Raw genomic sequence first — 25,760 nt, 5'->3', positions numbered from 1 at the left:
TAATGCCAGCTAACCATGAAAAAAGGGAACAACTCAATACAGGGAAGGAACTTACACCATTAAAGAAAGGGCTATATGGCAGTAAAAAAGCACTTTCCGTAACCATCCGTATTGGCAATGCCATCCGCCGAATTTCTTTTATTGCCCACTTTATTAGGGCAGCACAACGTTTCAACGACCGAATGGGTAGCCAATTTGGTGCTGCCATCACCTATTTCTCGTTTCTATCCTTAATCCCAATCCTGATGCTCTCTTTTGCCGTCGTAGGTTTTGTATTGGCCTCTAATCCTGACTTACTGGCACGTTTGATCAATGGCATCGCCAACAGCATCAGTGATCCCGCTCTCGCCACTACCCTGAAAAACAGCGTAGACACGGCAATCAACCAAAGAACAACCGTGGGATTGACGGGTCTGGCGATTGCACTTTATTCAGGGATGAACTGGGTTGGTAATTTACGTGAGGCAATACTCGCCCAATCCAGAGATGTCTGGGAACGTAATCATGAAGATAAAGAGAAAATTTACTTTCAATATATTCGCGACTTTTTCTCCTTATTCGGTCTGCTATTTGCGTTGGTCATCACCCTTTCGCTGACTTCCATAGCAGGCTCTGCCCAGGCCACCATCGTCCACGCCCTCGGACTGGAAGGTATAGAATGGCTCCGGCCGGTATGGACATCAATTGGCATGACTATTTCCATTTCAGCCAATTATTTGCTATTCCTTTGGATATTGTGGATCTTGCCGCGTCATCGCCCTGAAAGAAAAGCGCTGTTTAAAGGCACTCTAATGGCCGCAATTGGATTTGAAATTATTAAATATATTATGACTATGATGCTGCCACGCCTTGCCAGTTCCCCTTCGGGTGCTGCTTTTGGTTCGGTGATTGGCTTAATGGCATTCTTCTATTTTTTCGCTCGTCTGACACTGTTTTGCGCCGCCTGGATCGCCACTGCGGAAGAGAAGAAAGCCAGATAAACATCCATATATCAATAAATAAGACTGTTCTTTCTGTACCCACTTGTCTATAACAAACCAAAGAGGAGTCATTTTTATGCCATTTGTGAACATCAGAATTACCCGTGAAGGCGCCACCGCTGAGCAGAAAAAACAACTGATTGAAGGTGCAACCCAATTGCTGGTCGATGTACTTGGGAAAAACCCGGCAACGACTTTTGTGATCATTGATGAAGTAGAAACAGATAACTGGGGCATTGGGGGTAAAAACGTGACTGAGTTACGGGCTGCCGCGAAGAAATAAATTAATGGTTTCAGAAAACATTAATTATTTAAATCGGGGCGGGTTAAACCGCCCCTTAAGACGATAGATAGAATCCATTTTCCGTTTTTCGCATATCAGGCACGATTATCTTATTCCTTTCCCATCAACGGATCGCTGATGCTGTGCTCACCGTTTTCCAGTCTGCCAGCCAGGCGGCGGTGCCATCCTTTCGGCCCTGCCAGTGAAATATCGTACCAGCCACCACTGATACGGGTGTCAAAAGTCTGGCTGTGACAGCTTCCCGCTGGCATTTTAATGCGCCACGGCCCCTGCAATGTATAAGGGCAGCGTTTTATGATGATCTCCACCGTTTTGTCACTCGGATTGTTCAGTTCCAGGTGCAGGTAGGTATCATTCATGATTTGACGCACTTCTGGCTGCCGCTGTGTCAGTGAACCGCTCAGCGCACGGTGAAAGCCGTTGGGTCCTAGCAACCAAAGATCATAGTCATCTGCCGTCTGCCAGTCATCACTGAGCGACTTACCTGCTTCAACGGTATAACGCCGCGGGATCTCATCCAGATGTAGCTTATCGTAAACGTGGAATACCACACCCTGTTCGCCCGTGTTGTGAAAACTCAGTGTCAGTAAGCCCTTATCAGGATAAGCCGAGACTTCAACATTAAGTCGGTAAGGCAACGCGCGGGACGGGCGAATCTGTCGCCGTTGATACGGCAATTGCTGCTTTTCAACCTCCGGTAACGGCACCCGTGGTAACGCCTCCTGGCTCCGGCGCAGGTTGTCTGCTGTTTGTCGCGTGATGTCAGGCAAATGGGGCACTTCACTGTTGGGATTGACAAAGTTGAACGCTGAAGTGAGATCACCGCACACTGCACGCCGCCAGGCACTGATATTCGGCTCGCATACCCGGAAGCGTTTTTCCAAAAATTGCAGGACTGAGGTGTGGTCGAATACCTGTGAGTTAACCCAACCTCCGCGACTCCAGGGCGACAGGATTAGCATAGGCACTCTCGGTCCAGGACCATAAATACGTCCATCTGGTGGCGGTTGCCCCTGCGATCCCTCTGGAGCTACGTGTTGAAAGATTTCGGTGTCGAAGGGTAGCGTGGACTTGCCGGCGAAACTACCGTCTTCCCGTAGCGACGGTGCGGAGGGTGAAGGAATGTGGTCAAAGAAACCATCATTCTCATCGTAATTCACCAGCAATACCGTTTTGCTCCACACCTGCGGATCGTCTGTCAGCGCATTGAGGATCTCCTGAATGAACCAGCCACCCTGTACAGGGCAGGAAGGCCCTGGGTGCTCACAATAGGCCGCCGGTGCAACGATCCAGCTTACCTGCGGCAGCCTGCCTTTCTTCACCTCGTCGCGGAATCCGGCCAGTATCGTCTCCAGATCGCCATCACTGGCAGCCGGCAGAGTATTGCCGTTGCCCTTGTACAGTGGAATTCTCTCGTCAAGTTCATCACTGTAAGGCACAAAATCGTGGAAACCTTCCGGTGGTTGTGCCGGATTACCGGCTCTGACACTGGCGGCACGGTACTGGCGGAAACCGGCCAACGGGTTATCACCGAAGTTGTCCGGCAGGTATTGATAAATTTTCCAGCTAATGCCGCTCTCCTCCAGTCGTTCTGGGTAGGTTTTCCATGTATACCCTTCCTCTGGAGGGCCGGGAGAGTCCCATTCGTTGATCACTGCAGCAACGTTAGCGGCACTGGGACCGTTGGTGCCGGTCCAGTGGAACAGACGATTGGGATCGGTTCCTGCATGGATCGAACAATGGTATGCGTCACACAAGGTGAAGGCGTTGGCCAAAGCAAACTGGTACGGCAGCTCAGTCTGGCAGTAATAGCCCATTGAGGTTGTCGTTTTATAGGTTGGCCAGGCACTCATACGGCCATTGTCCCAGGCGGAATGTTCATCATTCCAGGAGTGAGGCGTACCTCCAGCCCGCTGTGCATTACCGCGTCGGCTGTCCAGATAATAAGGCAAGACCAGCCGCCAATTTCCCTGCTGCTGCCAAATGTTGCGACCACCGGAGAGTGGAATAGTGATGCGATCGCTAAAGCCACGTACGCCAGGCAACGTGCCGAAATAATGGTCGAAGGAGCGGTTTTCCTGCATCAGAATCACCACATGTTCTACATCATCAATAGTACCAGTACTGTTATTGGCGGGTATGGCTAGAGCCTTGCGAATCGAAGCGGGCAGTAATGAACCCGCTGCTCCGACCACAGCTGCTTGTAATATTTTTCTGCGGGAAAAGTCAGGCATAAGTTATTAACCTCCTGAGACGTGTTTTGAAAAGAGTCTCGAGGGTAATGCCCAAATATTACGGGGGGAATGAAACCAGAGTTCCCGTTTACCCTCTTACTCCCTACCGTTCACTGTTTTAGGCTCTTTCGGTTTCTCCGGCTGTGGCCCCGGTCTCATAATTTGATTAAAGCTATTTTTGATGTGATTAACATCAATCGTCGCTTCACCTTTTGGTTGCACCAGAATAAAAGAGATTTCTTGAGACAACATCTCTTGCAGCTTTTTATTCAAAAGTTGTGGTGTCAGGGAGGATAAAAACGCTTGTCTTAACCGTTGGAATTGTTCAGGGGCAATATCTATCACATTATTTTGCTGTGACAACAGACGTTGGTTTATCAAAATATCGGTATCTGTGCGGGCATACATGGCAAATAGCTGCTGGAGCTGACCCCGCTTCTGAGCATAGAGTTCATCAAATTGTGCCTGCGGCAATCCATTTTCCCGCAATGATGACAGTTGTGAGGCCAGATAAAGCGTGGACTCCATCAACTTGTCCGCAGGGGAATCCAGATTTAAGGAGCAGTTCGCCCGCTGGTATAGCACACGGCAATCCAGGCCTAATTGCATGTCATTCTGTTTGTCTTTAAGCCCTAATTGCAGGTAACGATAAAGCGCTTCACGCGTCAGGTCATTTAACCAGTACTGAATCAGGGTTTGCGAATCGTTAATCGGCAACCAGTTCAGGTTCCAGGTCAAAGACAAGCGATCTTGTTTGGCCTTATCACTCACTACGCCAATCGTTGCTGCTTTCAGCGGTAGCAAGGTAGGAACAGGCTCTGGTGTCTGACGTTTCCCCTCCAATGACGCAAAGGCCCGATTAATCCGCTCTGACAGTAATCGGTTGTCAACATGTCCTGCGATATACAGCGTCATCGCATCCGGCGTGTACCATTGATGATAAAAATTTTCGACTTTTTTTACATCGACAGGCACTGATACGGCCATCCCAGGATCATGGTCGATAAGCGTCGAACCTTGCAGGCGCATACGCCACACTGGGTCTTGGATATCAGATGGGAAAGTCGTCACAAGATGTTCATCCCCTTTTATGGCCTGTGCCAGTGTCTCTGGTGTAAATACCGCACCACCAGCAATATCGGATAACCATATCAATGCATCTTGCAATAACTCGGGACGATTATTTGGCAGGCTCAGACTGTAAAGGGTGAAATCATAGGAAACAATGGCAGGTGGAAAGAGATTTTTAGTATCTATCGCATTGTGCCATAGATTTTCCAATTTCTGCGATGATAAATCTTTGCTGCTGGATAAGACGATTTTCGGAATCAGGTAGGTATAGCCCCGTTGTTGGGTTTTTTCAGACAAGGAGCCGGTCTTTACCAATAACCGCAACTGCACTCTGTCATTAGGCCGCTGTGGTGTTTGCAGGATTTGCCAACTAAATCCATTTTCGAGTTTGCCTTGTTGCCAGGCTGGATCAGGTTGCAAGGTCTCAGCCTGTGCCAAACAAGTCGTAGCCAGAATCGCACCACCAATAAGATATTCGATTTTGTTGCCCAGCATTCTCACTTACCCCTACCTGTTTAATTTTATCCTGCGAAACCTAAGACAATCCGCCATTCCTGAATATTATCATCAAGGATTAGACCGTTATTCATCTTGTAAGGTTTCATTTTGATGGCGTTTTCTGCTTATTAACCTGACGATTATAGCCTTTTACCAGCAACCCCAATTCATCATCCTGATGGCTTTTAGGGCAAGACATAGTCACTGGCGGCTGTTCTTCATTCAGTTCCCGCGCAACATCGCGCAATGGATGGATGATAATGCGATTTACACACCAGCTTATCGACACCGTAAGAATAAGTACGAGTAATAAATAAGTGGTCAACATTAATGCAAGTGTATTCAAGGCAAAACGATACACCCGATTGGAATCAACCTGCAAAATAAGGTGTCCCTGTGATTCTGCTGTTTTTGGCGCAACACCATAAACGTAGAGAGGAATATTGACCTCAACAGGAATACCAAAAACCTTCTTTGCCAGTTCAGGTATGGGGCGATGAGTGGCAAAATCCAGGCTCATTACCCGAACGTTATCAGGTAATAACACATCGGCTCGCCCCAGAATGCCTGAGGTCTTCAACCCAATCAACAGCGTTTTCGCTTTATTGAGATCTGAACTTAACAACGCTTCCGCCAAAGGTGTCTGGATTTGTACAGCCGCATTGTTAAGCTGGCTGATATAGTCATCTTTCCGCTGCTGTAATAGGTGAGATAACTGGATGGTGATGAAAATAGCAATGGTAACCAAAGTGACTCCGGTCACTGCGGCCATCTGTTTAATGGTTAACGAACGTTTGACACGCAATTTCATCTTATCCAAACCAATACCAAACTAATAGTGAAAACACTGACCAACACATCTTAATAATGTGAGTGAGTATACTTGATTTTACTTGCGGTCGTCTTATTTTGATGAATGGCAATGCAACAGAGAAAATGACCGGGATATAACGGCATCAAATAAAGCGATGGTATAACGTTAACCGGCGTTCAGAGGATGTCAAACGTTATACCACGGTCAGATATGATTAGGTGAATGGGGTTTCATCCTGTTCGACCGCGAAACACGCGATCAGTTGTCCGCCATATTGCTTTAACTTAGGCTGGAATTGGGTACACTGGCTAAATGCGCGACGACAACGAGCAGCAAAAGCACACCCCGCTGGCGGATTCATCGGGCTTGGCAGCTCTCCCGTCAGCTTAATACGTTCACGGCGCAGTTCAGGATTAAGGCGAGGCGTCGCCGACAATAATGCCTGTGTGTAAGGATGGCGCGGATTGTTGAAAATCATTTCCTTATTGCCTTTTTCAACACAGCGCCCCAAATACATCACTATCACTTCATCAGCAATATGTTCGACGACCGAGAGATCATGGGATATAAAAACATAAGACAATCCCAGCTCCTGCTGCAAATCCATCATTAAATTCAGAACCTGTGCTCTCACTGAAACATCCAACGCTGAAACGGGTTCATCTGCGATCACTACGTCTGGGTTTAACATTAACCCACGGGCAATGGCGATACGCTGACGCTGACCACCAGAAAACATATGTGGATAACGCGCATAATGTTCCGGTTTTAGTCCCACTTTCTCCATCATCTGTAAGACTTTTTCCTTGCGTTCACCCGCGGTAAGTGAAGTATTAATCAGCAATGGCTCTTCCAAAATCTGTCCCACTTTTTTACGGGGATTTAAGGAAGCGTAAGGATTTTGAAATACAATCTGGATTTTCTGGCGACGAAGTTTTTCTGCTTCTTTATTTGGCACCAACAGGTCTTGCCCCAGATAATAAAGTTCCCCATCGGTCGGTTTTTCAATCATGGTCAGCAGGCGGCCCAATGTGGATTTTCCACAGCCCGATTCGCCGACAACCGCCAGCGTCTTACCTTTTTCCAGTTCAAACGAGACACCATCCAACGCCTTAACCATACGTTCAGGCGAGAATAAGCCTGTTTTCACCGGATAATATTTCTTCAATTCAGTGGCTTGCAGTAAAGGTGCTGTCGTTTTCTCTTGTTCCCTGTTTTGTGGAATGTTCATACTGTTGGCCTCCCCTCATCATCTAGTGGCATGTGACATTTAACCTGACGCCCTCTCATTGATTGCAATGACGGCTCCTCCTGACGACAATGCGCATTGGCATAGGGACAACGGGGGTTGAGCAGACATCCCATTGGGCGATCATATTTTCCGGGAACAACGCCGGGCAACGATGCCAAACGGGATTTATCCACCGCAAATTCCGGCAAAGCCCGCAATAATGCTTGTGTATAAGGATGGCGTGGCGCACGGAAGATTTCCGTGGCCTTGCCAATTTCCACCACCTGTCCGGCATACATCACAATAATATGATGGGCGGCTTCCGCCACCAGCGCCAAATCGTGGGTGATCAAAAGTAATGCCATGTTTTCCTGCTGCTGCAATTCCAGCAACAATTCGATGATTTGCGCCTGAATGGTGACATCCAGAGCCGTCGTCGGCTCATCGGCAATCAGGAGTTTTGGACGACACGCGATAGCCATCGCAATCATCACACGCTGGCTCATCCCTCCCGATAATTGATGCGGATAAACATCCAGACGAGAGACCGGATCAGGGATACCCACCAGGGTCAATAAGTCGATTGCCCGTTGGTATCGCGTTTTCCGGTTGCCACCCTGATGAACTTTCAAGGCTTCCATAATCTGATAACCGACGGTGTAGCACGGATTCAAACTGGTCATGGGATCTTGGAAAATCATCGCCACTTCCGCACCCACCAACTGACGGCGCTCTTTTTTCTGAAATTTTAGTCAGGTCACGGCCACCGAATTCCAGTTTTTTCTGCCATAACTCTGCCCGGATAATCAATCAGCCCCATAATCGCCAATGAACTGACTGATTTACCTGAGCCGGATTCTCCAACGATGCCGACAACCTCCCCCTGCTCAACACGGTAGCTAATACGGTCAACGGCGCGGAATGGTACACCTTCATCCCCGAAATGCACCGACAATTGGTCTACATTCAATAATGCCATTTCTCAATCCCCCCTACTGCTTGAGCTTGGGATCAAGTGCATCACGCAACCCGTCCCCCATCAGGTTAAATGCCAGTACCGTCAACAGGATAGCCAGCCCCGGAAAGGTCACAACCCACCACGCACTCTGGGTAAATTGCAAAACATCGGCCAGCATGGTTCCCCATTCCGGAGTCGGTGGCTGTGCCCCCATTCCCAGAAACCCTAAGGCCGCCATATCAAGAATAGCGTTTGAAAACCCTAATGACGCTTGCACAATTAACGGCGCAAGGCAGTTTGGCAGGATATTGATAAACATCTGACGTGTGGCTCCCGCACCGGCTACTTGGGAAGCCATCACATAATCACGATTAACTTCCACCAATACCGCTGCCCTTGTCAGGCGGATATAATGAGGCAAGGCGACAAAAGTCAGTGCCAATGACGCATTGATAATCGATGGGCCAAAGATCGCCACCAACACCAATGCCAGCAGTAGGCTTGGCAAGGCTAACATAATGTCGACGATACGCATGATAATGGTATCCACCACACCGCCGAAATATCCAGCCAATACCCCCAGAATGATACCCATGATGAGTGACATCACCACGACCAGACAGCCAACCAATAATGAAAGGCGTGCCCCATACATTAGACGGGACAAAATATCGCGCCCAACATCATCAGTGCCGAGAATAAATTGCCAGCTTCCACCTTCCTGCCATACCGGAGGCATCAGCAGGGAATCACGAAACTGTTCTGCCGGACCATGCGGCGCTAATACCCCAGCCAATAGTGCAACCAGCAGCATCAGAACAATATAGACAAGACCAATCACTGCGCCTTTGTTACGTTTAAAGTAATGCCAGAATTCTTGTATCGGCGTCATTATTTTCGGTGCACCCGATACTGCAGGCTCAGTTGTTTGAGTCATCATGTGCTCCTATTTCTTATGACGAATGCGCGGATTGACAATGCCGTACAACAAATCAACCACCAGATTGACCAGAATAATCATGGTCGCCACCAACAATACTCCCCCCTGTACCACCGGATAGTCACGACGTTGCAGGGCATCAATCAGCCAACGCCCTAATCCTGGCCATGAGAAAATCGTTTCTGTCAAAATGGCACCTGCCAACATGATGCCCACTTGCAGACCAATCACTGTGACTACGGGTAATAAAGCATTACGCAACGCATGAACGATAATGACACGAAGGCGGCTCAACCCTTTTGCCCGGGCAGTACGGATATAATCTTCGCCCAGCACTTCCAGCATGGAAGAGCGAGTCATACGCACGATGACGGCTAACGGGATCGTTCCCAGCACAATGGCAGGCAGGATTATGTGCATTACAGCATCAGTGAAATCGCCCTCCTCACCCCAAATCAGCGTATCAATCAGCATAAATCCCGTCAGGGGATTGCTGTCATCAATAAATACACTATCACCGATTCGGCCAGAAACAGGGGTTAAGTTCCAGTGAACGGAGACCAGCATGATCAACATGATCCCCCACCAGAAAATTGGCATGGAGTAGCCTGTCAATGACAAGCCAATCGCAGTGTGATCAAAGACAGAACCCCGTTTGACTGCCGCCAATACCCCTACTGGAATACCGACAGCGATGGCGAATAACATGGCACACATGCCCAGTTCGAAAGTCGCTTTAAAACGCGGAACAAACTCATCCCATACAGGAATGCGGCTTTTCAACGAGATCCCCAAATCACCATGCAATACGCCATTGATGTAATGAAAATATTGCTCCCAGAGAGGCTTATCTAACCCCATTTCAGCCATTAATTGGGCATAACGCTCAGAAGAAATACCACGCTCTCCCGCCATAATCAGCACGGGATCACCAGGTATCATGTGCACAAACGCGAAAGTCAGCAGCGTAATACCAATAAACGTCGGGATCACTAACCCTAGACGTCGGAGGATAAATTGCAGCATATCCTGAGTTCCCTTTTTAAATACCAGTGCGGCTCTTCGGACCGCTTGGTGTATACAGAGTCGACTTGCCCATCAGAGAAGCGAAACCATCCCCACAGAAAGCTCTGGGGGATGGTTAATCACAACAGCTCAACAGCAAGAATTATTTGAGATCAACGTAGTAGAAAAGGTGTCTGCCAAGTGGATCAACCAAATATCCTTTCACTTCTTTACGGATTGGTTCATAAACCGTGGAGTGGGCAATGATCAATGCGGGTACTTGTTCATGCATGACAACCTGCGCTTGCTTATAAAATTCCGTGCGCTTGTTAATATCAGCGGTTGCACGCGCGGGTTGGATAGCGGCCTCAAATGGCTTGTAACACCATTTTGAATAGTTAGAGCCTTTCTCTTTAGCTGCACAACTAAACAGAGTTGCGAAGAAGTTATCAGGATCGCCATTATCCCCTGTCCATCCCATCATCACGGTCTTCGGTTCACCATCTTTGGCTCGTTTCAGGTATTCACCCCATTCATAGCTGACAATCTTGGCCTTAACACCAATTTTCGCCCAATCGGCCTGAATCATTTCCGCCATGCGACGGGCATTCGGGTTATACGGACGCTGTACTGGCATCGCCCACAGATCAGTTTCGAAACCATTCGGGAAGCCAGCTTCTTTCAACAGTTCCTTCGCCTTGGCCGTATCGTAGGAGTAGTCTTTGATATCTGTGTTATAGCCCCACATGGTAGGCGGGATCAGGTTTTTCGCTTTCTGCCCAGCACCCTGATAGACAGCCTCAATGATGGCGTCTTTGTCCACTGCCATTGCTAATGCCTGACGCACTTTCACATTATCCAGTGGCGGCTTGGTGACATTGAAAGAAAGATATCCCACATTCAAGCCAGCCTGTTCCGTCAAGACGATATTTTTATCCTGCTTCATACGGGATATATCCGCAGGGTTTGGATACGGCATAACCTGACATTCATTTTTCTGCAATTTTGCATAACGCACAGAAGCATCAGGAGTAATAGAAAATACTAAGCGGTCGATTTTTGCTGGTCCTTCCCAATAATCCTTAAAGGCCTTATAGAGAATCCGTGAGTCTTTCTGGTATTGCACTAGCTGGAATGGACCTGTACCAATTGGATTCAGGTCAACTTTTTCGGGAGTTCCTGCTTTCATCATCACATCAGCATATTCCCCGGACAGGATAGAAGCAAAATCCATCGCCAGATTAGCGATGAAAGGTGCTTCTGAGCGTGAAAGAATAAAGCGAACAGTATAATCGTCGACTTTTTCTATTTTGCTGATGATATTCCCCATATCCATACCGATGAAATATTCATAGCTGCCCCCCGAAACCTGATGGTACGGATGATTTTTATCTTTTTGGCGTATAAAAGTAAAAATCACGTCATCAGCGTTAAAATCACGGGTAGGTTTGAATTCCCTATTACTTTGCCACTTCACACCTTTGCGCAAATGAAAGGTATAAACCTTGCCGTCGTCACTCACATCCCAGCTTTCGGCCAGACTTGGAATAACATTGGTTGTACCCGCTTTAAAATCCACCAGACGGTTATAGATTTGTCTGGAAGTTGCATCATAAGTTGTACCAGAAGTGAATAACTGTGGGTTGAAGCCTTCAGGAGAACCTTCAGAGCAGTAGACCAATGTTTTTGCCTGAATACTGGCTGTAACAGCCAATGCGACAAAACCGACACCCAGTTTTAACAAACTGGACTGTTTTTTCTTGGAAATTGTCATTACTTGAACCCCGTTTGTGATGTTTAGCTTGTTTTATTATTTTTCGCTTACCAATTAATCAATTGTTATGCCTGACGTCAATATCATCAAACACAACACCAGAAACATAAGAAAAACATAAAAGAAAAGAATCATTAACAATGATGGTTAAAAAACATGACATGAAGCACATTAAATAGACAAATAAACCAAAAATAAAGCAAATAGAAAGAATAAATCTCTGGTGATGATAATTTTGAATTTGTGACCACATGCTTAAATGATGAGCAGAATAGCTTATAAAAAAGGCGGGAATATATAAGATGAGAATATGAGCTAATCAGGAGAATTGATTTAAATATAAACAGTTAAGTTAACGAGGAAAAAATACACTTGAGCAAACTTGCATATAAAACTTTTGACGGAGTTCACCAATCAGAAAAAATATCAGGAGGATTCGACGATGATGTCAACATAGATGAAAAATTTTTCTAAGCTTGCGGCAATATACAAGAAATGTTTGCAAGGTCTTTATGAAAAGGCTTTTATTTGGTTGTCTGATATATAAAAAAAACCCTGCTTATAAAAAGCAGGGTTCTGAATTCTGGTCGGCGAGAGAGGATTCGAACCTCCGACCCACTGGTCCCAAACCAGTTGCGCTACCAAGCTGCGCTACTCGCCGAAAACGAAGCGCATATTACTGCCAGCGCCACAAACCGTCAATACCTTTTTAAAGATAAGCGATTGTTTGACGACAAAGCATCCAAAATAACCGTTGTAAACGATATCACGGACATTATTACAGGCCACAAAAAGCCCTACCCCAAAAGGTAAGGCCTTTCAATTAAACTGATTTATACTATTTCAATAAATCAGAAATTACTGGAGCAGTGAAATATCTGCGACACGCAAGAACAAATCACGCAATTCACTTAACAACGTTAAACGATTGACCCTGACTTGGCTGTCTTCATCCATAACCATCACATTGTCGAAGAACGCATCCACCACTTCACGCAGGGAAGCCAATTCAACCAACGCATCCTGATAGTTACCTTCGTCAAACAAAGGAGCCAGTTTCTCTTTCAACACCACAAGGTGTGTCGCCAGTTGGATCTCTTCTGCTGCTTTCAATACGGAAGCAAGAACAGTGTCATTCAACTGTTCTTCTGATTTTGCCAGAATGTTGGAAACGCGTTTATTGGCCGCAGCCAAAGAAACGGCTGCATCCAGGGTGCGGAAATGCGTAACCGCTTTCATACGGGCATCAAAGTCTGCCGGTTGAGTCGGACGACGTGCCAATACCGCCTGAATAGCATCAACGCTATAACCCAATTCTTGATACCAAGCGCGGAAACGGCCGAGCATAAACTCAACCACATCATCCACCGCTTTTTCGTTGGTCAGCTTGTTGCCATACAAACGCACCGCTTCTTCTGCCAACGTTTGGAGGTCAAGAGGTAATTTTTTCTCAACGATAATGCGCAGAACACCCAGTGCCGCACGGCGTAAAGCGAACGGGTCTTTATCCCCTTTCGGATGCTGACCAATCCCGAAGATCCCAGCCAAGGTATCCATTTTATCTGCAATGGCAACGGCACAGGAAACCCCCGTTGATGGCAGTGCATCACCAGAGAAACGTGGCTGATACTGCTCATTCAGTGCCAGCGCCACATCTTCCGCTTCTCCATCATGACGTGCATAGTGCATCCCCATCACGCCCTGCGTATCGGTGAATTCGAACACCATATTGGTCATCAGGTCACATTTGGACAATAGACCCGCACGAGTCGCATGATTGACATCTGCCCCGATTTTTTCCGCAATCCAGCCAGCCAAGGCTTGAATACGATCAGTTTTGTCACGCAAGGTGCCCAATTGTTTCTGGAACAGTACAGTTTCCAAACGAGGTAGGTTGTCTTCCAAACGTTGTTTACGGTCAGTCTTGAAGAAGAATTCCGCATCCGCCAGACGTGGGCGAACAACTTTTTCGTTACCTGAAATAATTTGCTGAGGATCAGAAGATTCAATATTGGTGACAAAAATAAAGTTCGCCATCAATTTGCCGGCTTTGTCGTAAACCGGAAAATATTTCTGGTCACCTTTCATGGTATAAACCAATGCTTCAGCAGGAACTTGCAGGAATTTTTCTTCGAATTTCGCAGTCAGTACAACCGGCCATTCCACCAAAGAAGTCACTTCTTCCAACAAACCATCGCTCAGATCTGCAACCCCACCAAGCTGCATTGCGGCCTGTTCTGCATCATGCTTGATCATCGTCTTACGAGCGTCATAATCTGCGATAACCCGACCACGCTTCTGCAAAATAGCGGGATACTGCTGCGCGTTCTCAATGGTAAATTCCGCCTCACCCATAAAGCGGTGACCACGAATAATACGATCCGATTGAATACCCAGAATTTCGCCTTCAACCACGTCGCTGCCCAGCAACATAGTGACCGTATGGACCGGACGAACAAACTGGGTCTGTTTATCGCCCCAACGCATCAACTTAGGGATTGGCAACTTACTCAGAGAACTGCTTACCATATCCGCCAGCAACTCTTTTGCTTCGCGGCCTTTGACCTGGGCACGATAGAGCAGCCATTCCCCTTTATCCGTTACCATGCGTTCAGCCTGATCAACGGTGATACCGCAACCACGCGCCCAACCTTCTGCGGCTTTAGTTGGCTTACCTTCTGCATCGAACGCCTGAGCAATCGCAGGGCCACGCTTTTCAACTTCACGATCAGCCTGTGCTGCCGCCAAATTTGCTACTTTCAGTGCCAAACGGCGAGGAGCCGCAAACCAACTCACTTCACCATGACCCAGATTGGCGTTATTCAGTTCGGCTTCAAAATTGGCCGCAAAAGATTCAGCCAATGAACGCAGCGCCTTTGGCGGTAGCTCTTCCGTACCGATTTCCACAAGGAAAGTCTGTTGAATCATGATGGCCTCTTATTTCTTGTTACACATAGGGAAGCCAAGCGCCTCGCGGGAGGCATAATAAGCTTCAGCAACCGATTTAGTCAGGGTACGGATGCGCAGGATATAGCGCTGACGTTCTGTCACAGAAATCGCTTTGCGGGCATCCAGCAAATTGAAGGTATGACCCGCTTTTAAAATGCGCTCATAAGCGGGCAATGGCAGCGGAGTTTCCAGCGCCAGTAATTCCTGTGCCTCTTTTTCGTATTGCTCAAAGCAGGTAAACAGGAAATCCACATCGGCGTGCTCGAAGTTGTAAGTAGACTGTTCAACTTCATTCTGGTGGTAAATATCACCATAAGTGGTTTTACCCAACGGGCCATCACTCCATACCAGATCGTAAACGCTATCCACGCCTTGAATATACATCGCAAGACGTTCCAACCCGTAAGTAATCTCACCAGTTACTGGCTTACATTCAAGGCCGCCAACTTGCTGGAAGTAAGTAAACTGGGTGACTTCCATACCATTCAGCCAAACTTCCCAGCCCAGCCCCCATGCGCCCAAAGTTGGGTTTTCCCAGTTATCTTCAACAAAGCGGATATCATGAACAGTCGGATCGAGCCCTAACGCTTTCAAAGAGCCAAGATAGAGTTCCTGAATGTTATCTGGAGATGGCTTGATGATAACCTGAAATTGATAGTAGTGCTGGAGGCGGTTTGGGTTTTCGCCATAACGACCGTCAGTTGGACGACGAGAAGGTTGCACATAAGCTGCAGCAATAGGCTCTGGCCCCAAAGCACGCAGACAGGTAATAGGATGAGAGGTTCCTGCGCCGACTTCCATATCCAGTGGTTGGACAATGGTACAGCCTTGACGCGCCCAGTAATCCTGTAGTGTCAGGATGAGCCCCTGAAAGGTTTTGGTATCAAACTTTTGCATGTTGAACCCGCACGCGATACATATGAATTTAAACGAAAGAGGCCAGTATACCCTTTGGATGTAAGATATACAGCACTGATCACTCTCAATTTCGCCGCGATATAAAAAAATCTTATTCAAGTCTCTTTACTTGTATATTTATACAGCTAACATTGGTGTAATTATCAACCATTATCTGAGGCAAGTGCAGTTCATGAGCAAAGAAATAACTCGCTGCGGTTGGGTAACATCTGACCCTGATTATCTGGCCTATCACGACAACGAATGGGGAACCCCTTTAAGAGATAGCCAACAACTTTTCGAACTAATTTGTCTGGAAGGACAACAAGCGGGTTTATCATGGTTCACTATTCTGAAAAAACGGGAAGGGTATAGAAAATGTTTTCATCAGTTTGATCCGGTCAAAATAGCCAAAATGGATGAAACAGACGTTAGGAGACTGATGGAAGAACCGACCATCGTGCGTAATCATGGCAAAATCAATGCAATTATTCACAATGCCCGCGCTTACCTAAAAATGGCTGAACAAGGTGAAGACTTCAGCGCTTTTATCTGGAGTTTCGTTGATGACTCTCCACAAATTAATCACTGGCAAAATTTATCAGAAGTTCCTGCCAAAACTGCAACTTCCGATGCACTTGCAAAGGCACTGAAAAAACGGGGATTTAAATTTATTGGCAGCACCACCTGCTATGCTTTTATGCAAGCAGCAGGTTTAGTAAATGATCACCTCATAAATTGTTTATGTCGAAAATAACTTACTGTGGTGAAAAATTAAAATTCTTGCATAAGAATAAACAGAAATAACACTTTGACCCCATTGCACCCTAGTAATGAGCAGAGTATGGTGTTTTCTTCTCATACAAAAAACAGACGCTAACGCCATTATGAAATTTTCGCAATTCGGAAACAAATTTACACAAAATTCGGGAATTACCCGTCTGATGAATGATCTCAACCAAGGTCTGAGAACGCCTGGTGCAATTATGCTAGGCGGCGGTAATCCTGCACATATCCCAGAAATGGATGAGTATTTCCAGCAGATATTGGCTGACATGGCGTTAGGCGGTCAATTAAGCGAAACCCTATGCAACTATGACGGGCCACAAGGGAAAAATACCTTGATAACGGCACTGGCCCAAGAGCTAAGAGAAAAGCTCGGCTGGGATATCCAACCACAAAACATTGCTCTGACTAATGGCAGCCAAAGCGCCTTTTTCTATCTGTTTAACTTACTGGCAGGTCGCGCTAAAGACGGCTCAATGAAGCGTGTTTTATTTCCTCTTGCTCCAGAATATATTGGCTATTCAGATTCAGGTTTGGATGAAGGATTATTTGTCGCTAATAAGCCGAATATTGAATTACTGCCCAATGGCCAATTCAAATATCACGTTGATTTCGATCACCTGAATATTACCGAAGACATTAACCTGATTTGTGTCTCTCGTCCTACCAACCCAACAGGCAACGTGATCACCGACGAAGAACTACTGCGCTTGGATAGTCTGGCTCAACAGCACCAAATCCCCCTACTGATAGACAATGCCTACGGTGTACCATTTCCCGGTATTATCTTCAGCGAAGCTACCCCGCTGTGGAATCACAATATTATTCTGTGCATGAGTCTGTCCAAACTGGGTCTGCCAGGCTCCCGCTGCGGTATCATTATCGCTAATGAAAAAATCGTCAGTGCTATCAGTAATATGAATGGTATTATCAGTCTGGCTCCTGGAGGAGTTGGGCCCGCTATCGCTCTGGAAATGATTAAGCGCAACGACCTATTCCGTTTGTCACAAAATGTTATTCAACCGTTTTACAAGCAGCGGGTAGATAACGTAATTACAATCATTCGGCGCCATATATCGGAAGATCGCTGCCTTATCCATAAACCGGAAGGTGCCATATTTCTATGGCTTTGGTTCAAGGACTTACCAATCACGACAGAAGAGCTTTATCAGCGATTAAAGAAACGTAACGTGCTGATGGTGCCGGGACATTTCTTCTTTCCGGGACTGGAACATGATTGGCCACATGCCCATCAATGTATGCGAATGAACTATGTTCCTGATATTGAGAAGATCGAAGAAGGTATTCGTATTCTGTCTGAAGAGATTGAGATCGCACATCAAGAAGCAGGACGCTAATCTTGCATCGCAATCTGTCCTTAGCAATAAAATAAAAAAAAGCTCCCTCATTTTAGGGGGGAGGGAGCAAGATGATAACGAGGACTTTTACCTGCGAACAGGACAGTAGTTATTAGAATCCCAAAAGAATTCTTCACACACAATAGGAAAGGAAAACACTCCCTGTTTTTATACCTTCCCTGAACTGCGTATATTTAACCAGAAAAACCTTATTCTAATGAATTGAATAGGCAGGAATTTTTTACTTTAAATTGCCTCTACTATCTCAAATTGAAGTCAAATTAAGACAATTGGACAGCATTCTGTGATCTAAAGCACATTTAATAAATCAAACAATTATACTTAATGAACTAAATCATAAGGCCCAGAAAATAACGGCCAAAATTTGGGGAGACATAATCCTTAAAAACATTGCCAATGGATAAACTGTCGCATATGACAACGCAGCAGCCCCGTTGGTACTATGAATTCCATTAGCAAAAGCCAGGGCGGGAGGATCGGTCATGGCACCTGCCAGCACCCCACATAAGCTGAGATAATTCATTTTTATAACAACACGTGCCAGCAGGCTTACAACTAACAGGGGGACTATTGTTATCAATGCACCATAACCAATCCATGCCAGCCCTTCGCCATGCACCAGTGTATTAATAAAATTACCGCCAGATTTCAGCCCTACAACCGCCAGAAACATAACAATCCCCAGTTCGCGTAATGCAAGGTTCGCACTGGGAGGCATAAACCAATAAAGTTTACCGATCGTGCCAATTCGTCCCAAAATTAACGCAATAACCAAGGGCCCTCCTGCCAATCCCAAGCGTAACGCGGCTGGAAAACCAGGAATAAACAGAGGAATCGAACCTAATAAAACCCCTAACCCTATTCCAATAAATACAGGCAACATCTGAACTTGCTGGAGTTTTTGCTGTGAGTTACCCAAAAGCTTTGTGACAGCTTCTACAGCTTCAGGACGACCGACAATGTTCAGGATATCGCCGAACTGTAAACTGGCATTATTACTGGCAACCAGTTCAATTCCTGCACGATTAAGGCGTGTCACGACAACATCATATTTCTGTTTTAAATTGAGCGCCCCAAGCCTCTGGCTCAATACTTCATCATTCGTCACCACAACCCTGACAGATTGAAAAATATCACCGGCAGTAGACAAGGAAACATCAACCTCTTCCCCAATGACCAGCCTGACCTGGTTCAACGCTTCCCGCTGCCCCACCAGATACAGCAGATCCTCACTCTGAATCACGGTAGTTGGCTGGGGAACCATCAACAAATCCTTCCGTTTTAGGCGGGAGCATACCACTGCATCATTATTATTGAGCAACGGAATGTCTTGCATCATTAATCCATTCAAATTTGGATTACGTACAGCGATATTCATTGTCTGGAGCAGTTCTCGCCCCTGATTGTTTTGGTTATCAAACGAATTAGCCTCCTGTTCAATTCTCACTCTGAAAAAAAGGCGAACCAACCACATAACCAGCAAAATACCGCAAATTCCCATAGGATACGCCATCGCATACCCCATACCCATTTGGCTGACCAGTGAAGAGTCAGATCCTAAATCTGCCAGAATTTGCTGCCCTGCCCCTAAAGATGGCGTATTTGTCACTGCACCGGAAAAAATACCTAAAATAATGGGTAAAGGAACATCAAACAATTTGTGAATAATTGCAGCAACTAATCCACCAATAATAACAATCAGGACAGCAAAACCATTTAATTTAAGGCCAGAAACTCGCAGGGAAGAAAAAAAGCCCGGCCCAACTTGAATACCAATAGAATAAACAAACAGAATTAAGCCAAATTCCTGAATAAAATGCAGCATGTCATTACTGAGAGACAGAGAATACATCTGGGCAAAATGACCAACTATAATCCCACCAAACAAAACCCCACCAATTCCAAGACCAATATCCCCTATTCGCCAGTTGCCTATCCATAACCCCAATGCGGCAGACAGCGCCAACAAGCTCATTGTTAATGCAATATCACTCATGACCCGCTTCCTTTACCAAAGGTTAATCGTTCGAAAAATTGATCATTTTCCCTTGTCACCCATAAATGATGGCTTACCATCAATTAAATATTGGCACGAATTAACCTCAAGTTATGTGTTTTAAACCACATACTGTGTGCTTTGAACTTAAAAAAGAAATTTAAATTCACATCACAAAAAATTATCAAATTTAGCGATAAATGCTATAGCAAACTGAATATTACCTGACTATAGTAAATAGTATTAAAAGGTAAACAGCTTTAAAGGGTAAACAGTTTTAAAATACCTGTCATGCTTTGGAAAAGTGGCGTTAATAGCGAATAAAGTATTTGGACATTGGCAAATTAACTCATTGAGATCATGGAAACGATGAAAAATTGTAAAGTGCTTCTATTACTATGTACCACATTAGGATGGTTACTGGTTACTGGTTGTTCCAGCATCATGACCCACAGCGGTCCCTATCAAGGTTATTATTCTGGAGCAAAAGCCAATATTGGCATGTTGCAAGATGACAAAACGGGATGGCTTATGAAGCCCTTGCTTGCGATCGATCTGCCGTTTTCTGCCTTCTTAGACACGCTTCTGCTTCCCTACGATTATGCTCGTTCCGATCAAGATAGCGCAAAGCAATCCCCCAAACACCGTATAGAGCAGCTCGATAAAAAGCCAATCGTCATACTGCCTGCACCAGAAACTGTAGACCACGATACTTAGAATAGAAACTATGAGCTATATCAGCGTATTATCGGGCATCACCATTAATCGGCAATGCCCATTCTGCTCTGTTTGTTTTCAGATAATCCCTGTTTCCACCACAAATATCTGTCGGTAACCACCAATATCACGCATAAAAGCAACATAGCGATCATCCGGTGATATCACTATCGCATCAGCGGAAGGTGCATCATCAGTGCGTTCCGTTAAACGCTGAATTTTTCCAGTCTGGCTATCACAAAGGACAACACTATTATCACAAACACAGGCAATCAACCGCCCACGGCTATCCCAGCTAAATGCGGATTGTATACTGTGCTTGCTATAAGTTATCTGCATGGGTTTACCACCATTTGGTGAGACATACCATAGCTGGACAATCCCTTTTTCATCTTTCATCAGAAAACAGATTTTACTGCCATCTGGCGATGTTCTTAGCCAATGACGTGGAACATTCACCACTCCCGGCCAGCGATTATCGTGCGTAAAAGTCAGGCGTTTCTGTTTCACTCCCGCAGGCGGTGCCGGTAATGTTGTTTCTGTACCAGCCAAAAGTTGGTCGCCCGCAATGGCGTATTCATCGTTATTTTCTGGCAGATCAACGAGATAAATTTCCGGTATTTTTTCGCCATTGGTGGCGTATGTATCCCCAATAAAAGCCAGTGCCCAACGTTGCCATTGACCATTATCTTTGCGATATCCTCGCTGCCCAATCCATCCTTCTTCATAAGCTCGACTGATGTCATCACTGCCGGGATGCGGGCAGGCCGTCGTCTCGCTAACCACAACCGAGAAATAGCTACCACCGTATTCTCTCGGATGTTTTTTGGCTGGCATTACAGCTCGCAAAGGAACGGCCACCGCCACATTACGTAAATCAAGCGCAGGATCTAACTCATGCATCACATGATCATTGTAAGTAAAGCTTAGGCGGCTGCCATCGGGGCTGAAAACGTGGACATGTGTTCCACCGCGCAAAGCGCCAGCGGTATAAGGTGGAGTGATATCCATGGCATCAATGTTAATTGCCACATTTGGCTGCATATCGGAAACAATGACACCACGGCGATGATGAAAATCATATTGCCACTGCGCATCGGGTTTTTCCGGGCCATGAATAAAGGCATAACGAACTGGCTCTTGCGGACTCACAGTCACAACACCGACATGCGCGCCATCCTTTGCCTGATAGATAATTTCAGTTTTCCCATGATTAACATGAATTTTTTCTATCGTTAAACCGGTAAAAGATGCACCATCGGGACGAACATCGTATACCAACCATTGGCTGTCTGGCGTCCAAACATTTATATTAGTTATCTGATGGCTACGGCTATCGAATGTAATCTGACGTTCCTTAAAAACCATTTTACTGCCTTATTTTGCGAGGTTTCGGATAATAAAAACTAATTTTATTCAAATTCGGCTAAAAAATTTCAGTCGAGACGTTATTATTTCAACAGTACCCTTTACTTCTACGTTATATTTTATGTAATTAAATTTATGTTACTCAGTGTCCTTTATATCATTGGTATTACGGCTGAAGCCATGACAGGCGCCTTAGCCGCAGGTCGTCGAAAAATGGATGTATTCGGCGTTATCATTATTGCTTCCGTGACAGCCATCGGTGGTGGCACCGTCCGTGATATTATTTTGGGGCACTATCCCCTTGGCTGGGTAAAAAATCCAGAGTATATAGTGACCGTTGCCTGTGCTGCCGTGCTCACTATCTGGGTTGCTCCCATGATGAAACACCTACGCCGTCTGTTTCTCATTCTTGATGCCATTGGCTTAATTGTCTTCTCCATCATTGGTGCACAAATCGCGTTAGATATGCACTATAGCCCGATCATCGCAGCCATTGCCGCCGTCATCACTGGCGTTTTTGGTGGTGTATTGCGCGATATGTTTTGCAATACCATCCCCCTGGTATTCCAAAAAGAGATTTATGCCGGTGTCTCTTTTGCCGCCGCATGGCTTTATATTGCTTTACTACATACGCCATTACCCCCGGACATCGTCATCTTGATTACGCTTGTTGCGGGACTAGCTGCACGATTGATTGCTATTCGTTATCGTCTTGGATTACCTATCTTCAATTACGATGGCACAGACCACTGATACCATAGTGAATAGGAGCAACCTTTTGCCCCTATTCACTTAATATCTCTTGTTTATTCTCAATATCCCGCAAAGACAAAATATGCATTACCGCCTTAATCTCAGGATGCTGTAAAAAAGCCAAGATTTTTTCTCTTTGTTTTACTGTTAATGCGTGTTTCGCCTTTGCGTCGGATAATATCGTTTCCCACTGCCATCCCAGTCTATCTGCTTGCTTATCCGTAAAGTGCTTGGCATAAGGCAGGCCAATGGCTTCGTGCCATAGCGAAAGTGGCTGTAACTTTGCCTGCTGGAATTGGGAGAAGATCAATTTTGCACGTTGAGTTCCAATATTAGTCACGGCCTCAAGCTGTTCCTTATCCAAATCCAACCAATCCGTTAAATTTGCCACCAGCCCATGTTTTACCAAAGCTGACCACGTTCCTTGCCCAATGCCTTTCATTTTCAATTTTTCTCCAAGCCATGTCAGACGGGCGATAAACTGTTGCTGGCAATAATGATCATCATGAGTTTCATTTTGATGTTCGAATGTCAGGCAACTCAGGAAATGATAATCCTGCTCATTAGGTGGTTGAATATCAGGACGTTCCATCATACGCCACACCACTTTATCGAGTTTAGGTATACCATGCCCCGCTAATGCCACCGTAATTTTATCGCCAGGATAGACATTCCACTGCTTCCAACGTTTGATCGAACCGATGTTGACTCGACTCACCTGTCGATCATCCACCTTTACTTTTTCCAGCTCTAATACAACGGTTATTCTCCCTGTCCGGCCTATTGTGAAATTAACACCTTTTACAGCTGTCACTTGCTGCCGCAGTGGATATTTCCATGCAATCGCCCAACTGTTTGATCCGGTTAGCCATTGTCGGCCTGCTGGCTCAATCTCCTGGCGTAACACAACACCATCCGTAGCAAAAGGGAGGCGCCGGACAAAATAATCTTTCCATCTTTTTTCGGCATCTTCTGCTGTGGCAATGAAGTGGCTATATTGCTGTGTAATGGGGAAACCCATTGCAGCCAATTTTTCCAGTTTCACCGCCATTTCATTTGGCCCATCCGGCCAGCCCCAAATAAAAATACCAACTTGTTTCAGTTCCGGTGCTGGAGTTTTACGCATCATTAAGCCCGCAACTTTACTGCGCGCACCTTGACTCCCCGAAGCAAACTGCCGATGTTGTTCCTGCTGCCAGAAAAGCTCACCTTGTAATACCAAATGTTCAGGGGCATTTTTAATCCGCTGAGGAATACTGGGAATAAACTCGCTTTTCTCCATCCAGTCTATTCCTTCAATACCATCCCCACGGCTGATTAACTGCACTAATTGACCTTTTTCATACACCAAAGTCACCGCAACACCATCGATTTTAGGTTGCAGCCACACCCCTGTGCGCCCCTGAAACCACTGTCGAATCTCCTGTATTCCTTTCAACTTATGCAAGCCTGTATGCTGGACAGGATGAAGCTGTTTCCCTGCCTGTATCTCAGAGGAAAACACAGGAATCACAGAAATGTCGGCAACAGGGCTAACAGAGAGTAAAGTGCTGTCTGATCCGTGATTTAAACAACTTTGCCAAATTCTCAAGGTTTCCAATAATTGATCGTAAATTTCATCATCTATTTCACTAATTCCCTGCTGGCGATAAAGATGATCCCACTTAGCCACCTGCTGTATCAGGTGCCTAATTTCATTCTGAAATTTTTCTTGTTGCCAGTCAGGACACTGAACCTTATTTGCAAATGCCATTGGCATACCAGATAGCAATATCCATACTGTTATTAAAAAACTGACGAGAAAATTAAGCATCCTTGCTCCTTGGCTTCCTTAAAACGGCTTCCTAAAAATTGATTCCAAGACACGGACAGAGAATAAAAAGCAGGAGAATTTTTACCAAGTGGCAAAAAAGAAGTTTGCGAGAAGTTTCGAAAAATAAATATGCAATTTCTGCAACCAACTATTTTTGCTGAAAATGTCTCGCAAAAAATCTCATTAATGCCAGTTTGTTAAGAAAATATTTTGGTGAAATACCTGTTGGCATGTATTGTAGCGCTGCATGGATTAATGTATCCGTGTATACTATGCGGGATCTTATATTCCTGCGCTTGCATTTATTTATACCCAATCAGTCAAGAAATCATCATGAACCAAGGAACGTTATATATTGTTTCTGCGCCGAGTGGAGCAGGCAAATCAAGCCTTATTCAGGCTTTATTAAAAACCCAGCCCTTGTATGACACTCAGGTTTCTGTTTCGCATACGACACGGCAAGCTCGCCCAGGCGAAAATCATGGTGAACACTATTTTTTCGTCACGGTGGATGAATTTCAAAATATGATCAACCATGATGAATTTTTGGAATATGCCTGTGTTTTTGGTAACTATTACGGCACATCCCGAAAAGTCATCGAAGATACACTCGCCAGTGGCGTTGATGTTTTTCTTGATATTGACTGGCAAGGTGCACAGCAAATCCGCCAGAAAATGCCAACAGCTCGCAGCATTTTCATTCTTCCACCCTCTAAGGAAGAGTTGCTCCGCCGCCTGTGTGGGCGTGGTCAGGACAGCGAAGAAATCATTGCCAAACGAATGGCTCAGGCTGTCGCGGAAATGGAACATTACAACGAATATGATTACGTCATCATCAATGACGATTTCAATACGGCATTGGCCGATTTACAATCTATTATTCGTTCAGAGCGTCTACGATTAGATCGTCAGACCCAGCGGCATGATGCCTTAATCAGCAAATTATTGGCAGACTGAACCAAGTTTCAGTATTATGCCCAGTCATTTATTTATCTGTGGAGTAGCACTCATATGGCACGCGTAACTGTTCAAGACGCAGTAGAAAAAATTGGTAACCGTTTTGACCTGGTGTTGGTCGCTGCTCGCCGAGCACGCCAATTGCAAGTAGGTGGCAAAGATCCCCTCGTTCCAGAAGAAAACGATAAGATGACTGTTATTGCCCTGCGTGAAATCGAGCAAGGTCTTATCAACAACAAAATTCTCGATGTTCGTGAGCGCCAGGAACAGCAAGAGCAAGAAGCCGCAGAAATCAAAGCCGTTTCTGCCATCGCTGAAGGTCGTCGTTAATTTTAC

The 25,760-nt window shown here is 45.7% G+C and carries 20 protein-coding genes, 1 tRNA gene and 1 pseudogene; 8 read left to right on the top strand and 14 right to left on the bottom strand.

Annotated elements, in window-relative coordinates; genetic code table 11:
• Nucleotides 1–2 precede the first annotated feature (2 nt).
• Both yhjD and BDE27_RS17910 read left to right on the top strand, forming a co-directional pair.
• Nucleotides 3–980: an inner membrane protein YhjD gene (gene yhjD / locus BDE27_RS17915; protein ID WP_099131741.1), complete on the top strand. Its 978-nt coding sequence runs from the start codon at nucleotides 3–5 to the stop codon at nucleotides 978–980.
• Between the two features lie 76 nt (nucleotides 981–1,056).
• A complete protein-coding gene (locus BDE27_RS17910) occupies nucleotides 1,057–1,263 on the top strand; it encodes a 2-hydroxymuconate tautomerase family protein (protein ID WP_045957420.1) in 207 nt (68 codons plus the stop codon).
• Nucleotides 1,264–1,373: 110 nt separating this feature from the next.
• Here BDE27_RS17910 and BDE27_RS17905 read toward each other — a convergent pair whose 3' ends face one another.
• The 11 genes and pseudogenes from BDE27_RS17905 to glyQ all read right to left on the bottom strand — a co-directional run bounded on the left by BDE27_RS17905 (nucleotide 1,374) and on the right by glyQ (nucleotide 15,655).
• Nucleotides 1,374–3,518: a phosphocholine-specific phospholipase C gene (locus BDE27_RS17905; RefSeq protein ID WP_099131742.1), complete on the bottom strand. Its 2,145-nt coding sequence runs from the start codon at nucleotides 3,516–3,518 to the stop codon at nucleotides 1,374–1,376.
• Between the two features lie 96 nt (nucleotides 3,519–3,614).
• Nucleotides 3,615–5,084 (bottom strand): insulinase family protein, encoded by a 1,470-nt coding sequence (locus BDE27_RS17900; protein WP_099131743.1) that lies wholly within the window; start codon nucleotides 5,082–5,084, stop codon nucleotides 3,615–3,617.
• A gap of 106 nt (nucleotides 5,085–5,190) precedes the next feature.
• Nucleotides 5,191–5,898, bottom strand: a complete 708-nt coding sequence (locus BDE27_RS17895; RefSeq protein WP_099131744.1) for a HAMP domain-containing protein — start codon at nucleotides 5,896–5,898, stop codon at nucleotides 5,191–5,193.
• Between the two features lie 217 nt (nucleotides 5,899–6,115).
• Nucleotides 6,116–7,132, bottom strand: coding sequence for a dipeptide ABC transporter ATP-binding subunit DppF (gene dppF, locus BDE27_RS17890; RefSeq protein WP_099131745.1), 1,017 nt, complete (start codon nucleotides 7,130–7,132; stop codon nucleotides 6,116–6,118).
• A pseudogene (gene dppD / locus BDE27_RS20230) lies at nucleotides 7,129–8,111 on the bottom strand (dipeptide ABC transporter ATP-binding protein). The gene dppF and the pseudogene dppD overlap by 4 nt, the downstream one beginning before the upstream one ends.
• Nucleotides 8,112–8,124: 13 nt before the next feature.
• Nucleotides 8,125–9,027 (bottom strand): dipeptide ABC transporter permease DppC, encoded by a 903-nt coding sequence (dppC, locus tag BDE27_RS17880; RefSeq protein WP_099131747.1) that lies wholly within the window; start codon nucleotides 9,025–9,027, stop codon nucleotides 8,125–8,127.
• A 9-nt stretch (nucleotides 9,028–9,036) separates the two neighbouring features.
• Nucleotides 9,037–10,056, bottom strand: coding sequence for a dipeptide ABC transporter permease DppB (gene dppB / locus BDE27_RS17875; RefSeq protein WP_099131748.1), 1,020 nt, complete (start codon nucleotides 10,054–10,056; stop codon nucleotides 9,037–9,039).
• A gap of 142 nt (nucleotides 10,057–10,198) precedes the next feature.
• A complete protein-coding gene (dppA, locus tag BDE27_RS17870) occupies nucleotides 10,199–11,809 on the bottom strand; it encodes a dipeptide ABC transporter periplasmic-binding protein DppA (RefSeq protein ID WP_099131749.1) in 1,611 nt (536 codons plus the stop codon).
• A gap of 584 nt (nucleotides 11,810–12,393) precedes the next feature.
• Nucleotides 12,394–12,470: transfer RNA gene (locus BDE27_RS17865), tRNA-Pro, on the bottom strand.
• A gap of 197 nt (nucleotides 12,471–12,667) precedes the next feature.
• Nucleotides 12,668–14,737, bottom strand: coding sequence for a glycine--tRNA ligase subunit beta (gene glyS, locus BDE27_RS17860; protein WP_099131750.1), 2,070 nt, complete (start codon nucleotides 14,735–14,737; stop codon nucleotides 12,668–12,670).
• A gap of 9 nt (nucleotides 14,738–14,746) precedes the next feature.
• Nucleotides 14,747–15,655 (bottom strand): glycine--tRNA ligase subunit alpha, encoded by a 909-nt coding sequence (gene glyQ, locus BDE27_RS17855; RefSeq protein ID WP_074020078.1) that lies wholly within the window; start codon nucleotides 15,653–15,655, stop codon nucleotides 14,747–14,749.
• Between the two features lie 193 nt (nucleotides 15,656–15,848).
• Between glyQ and BDE27_RS17850 the strand changes: the two genes are divergently transcribed.
• Together BDE27_RS17850 and BDE27_RS17845 are read left to right on the top strand one after the other, a co-directional pair.
• The gene (locus BDE27_RS17850) at nucleotides 15,849–16,412 is read left to right on the top strand and encodes a DNA-3-methyladenine glycosylase I (RefSeq protein WP_099131751.1); all 564 of its coding nucleotides are present in this window, start codon (nucleotides 15,849–15,851) and stop codon (nucleotides 16,410–16,412) included.
• A 130-nt stretch (nucleotides 16,413–16,542) separates the two neighbouring features.
• Nucleotides 16,543–17,799, top strand: a complete 1,257-nt coding sequence (locus BDE27_RS17845; protein WP_099131752.1) for a valine--pyruvate transaminase — start codon at nucleotides 16,543–16,545, stop codon at nucleotides 17,797–17,799.
• 355 nt (nucleotides 17,800–18,154) lie between these two features.
• Here BDE27_RS17845 and BDE27_RS17840 read toward each other — a convergent pair whose 3' ends face one another.
• Nucleotides 18,155–19,816 (bottom strand): putative transporter, encoded by a 1,662-nt coding sequence (locus BDE27_RS17840; RefSeq protein WP_099131753.1) that lies wholly within the window; start codon nucleotides 19,814–19,816, stop codon nucleotides 18,155–18,157.
• 369 nt (nucleotides 19,817–20,185) lie between these two features.
• Between BDE27_RS17840 and BDE27_RS17835 the strand changes: the two genes are divergently transcribed.
• Nucleotides 20,186–20,533, top strand: coding sequence for a YceK/YidQ family lipoprotein (locus BDE27_RS17835; RefSeq protein WP_167450636.1), 348 nt, complete (start codon nucleotides 20,186–20,188; stop codon nucleotides 20,531–20,533).
• Nucleotides 20,534–20,611: 78 nt separating this feature from the next.
• Here BDE27_RS17835 and BDE27_RS17830 read toward each other — a convergent pair whose 3' ends face one another.
• Nucleotides 20,612–21,901, bottom strand: a complete 1,290-nt coding sequence (locus BDE27_RS17830) for a YidR family protein (RefSeq protein WP_099131755.1) — start codon at nucleotides 21,899–21,901, stop codon at nucleotides 20,612–20,614.
• A gap of 135 nt (nucleotides 21,902–22,036) precedes the next feature.
• On the opposite strand from BDE27_RS17830, the gene BDE27_RS17825 reads away from it, so the two are divergent.
• The gene (locus BDE27_RS17825) at nucleotides 22,037–22,654 is read left to right on the top strand and encodes a trimeric intracellular cation channel family protein (RefSeq protein WP_074020083.1); all 618 of its coding nucleotides are present in this window, start codon (nucleotides 22,037–22,039) and stop codon (nucleotides 22,652–22,654) included.
• 31 nt (nucleotides 22,655–22,685) lie between these two features.
• On the opposite strand, the gene ligB is transcribed toward BDE27_RS17825, so the two are convergent.
• Nucleotides 22,686–24,467, bottom strand: coding sequence for an NAD-dependent DNA ligase LigB (gene ligB, locus BDE27_RS17820; RefSeq protein ID WP_099131756.1), 1,782 nt, complete (start codon nucleotides 24,465–24,467; stop codon nucleotides 22,686–22,688).
• 333 nt (nucleotides 24,468–24,800) lie between these two features.
• Here ligB and gmk point away from each other — a divergent pair, with 333 nt between their 5' ends.
• On the top strand, nucleotides 24,801–25,424 hold the full coding sequence (gmk, locus tag BDE27_RS17815; RefSeq protein WP_099131757.1) for a guanylate kinase: 624 nt from the start codon (nucleotides 24,801–24,803) through the stop codon (nucleotides 25,422–25,424).
• A 54-nt stretch (nucleotides 25,425–25,478) separates the two neighbouring features.
• Nucleotides 25,479–25,754 carry a DNA-directed RNA polymerase subunit omega gene (gene rpoZ, locus BDE27_RS17810; RefSeq protein WP_074020086.1) on the top strand — a complete coding sequence of 92 codons (276 nt, stop codon included), beginning with the start codon at nucleotides 25,479–25,481 and terminating at the stop codon, nucleotides 25,752–25,754.
• The last annotated feature ends 6 nt before the right edge of the window (nucleotides 25,755–25,760 follow it).

Origin of the sequence: Xenorhabdus ehlersii, assembly GCF_003610465.1 — a bacterium.
GTDB lineage: Bacteria > Pseudomonadota > Gammaproteobacteria > Enterobacterales > Enterobacteriaceae > Xenorhabdus > Xenorhabdus ehlersii.
This window is presented reverse-complemented; position numbering and strand designations above follow the sequence as displayed.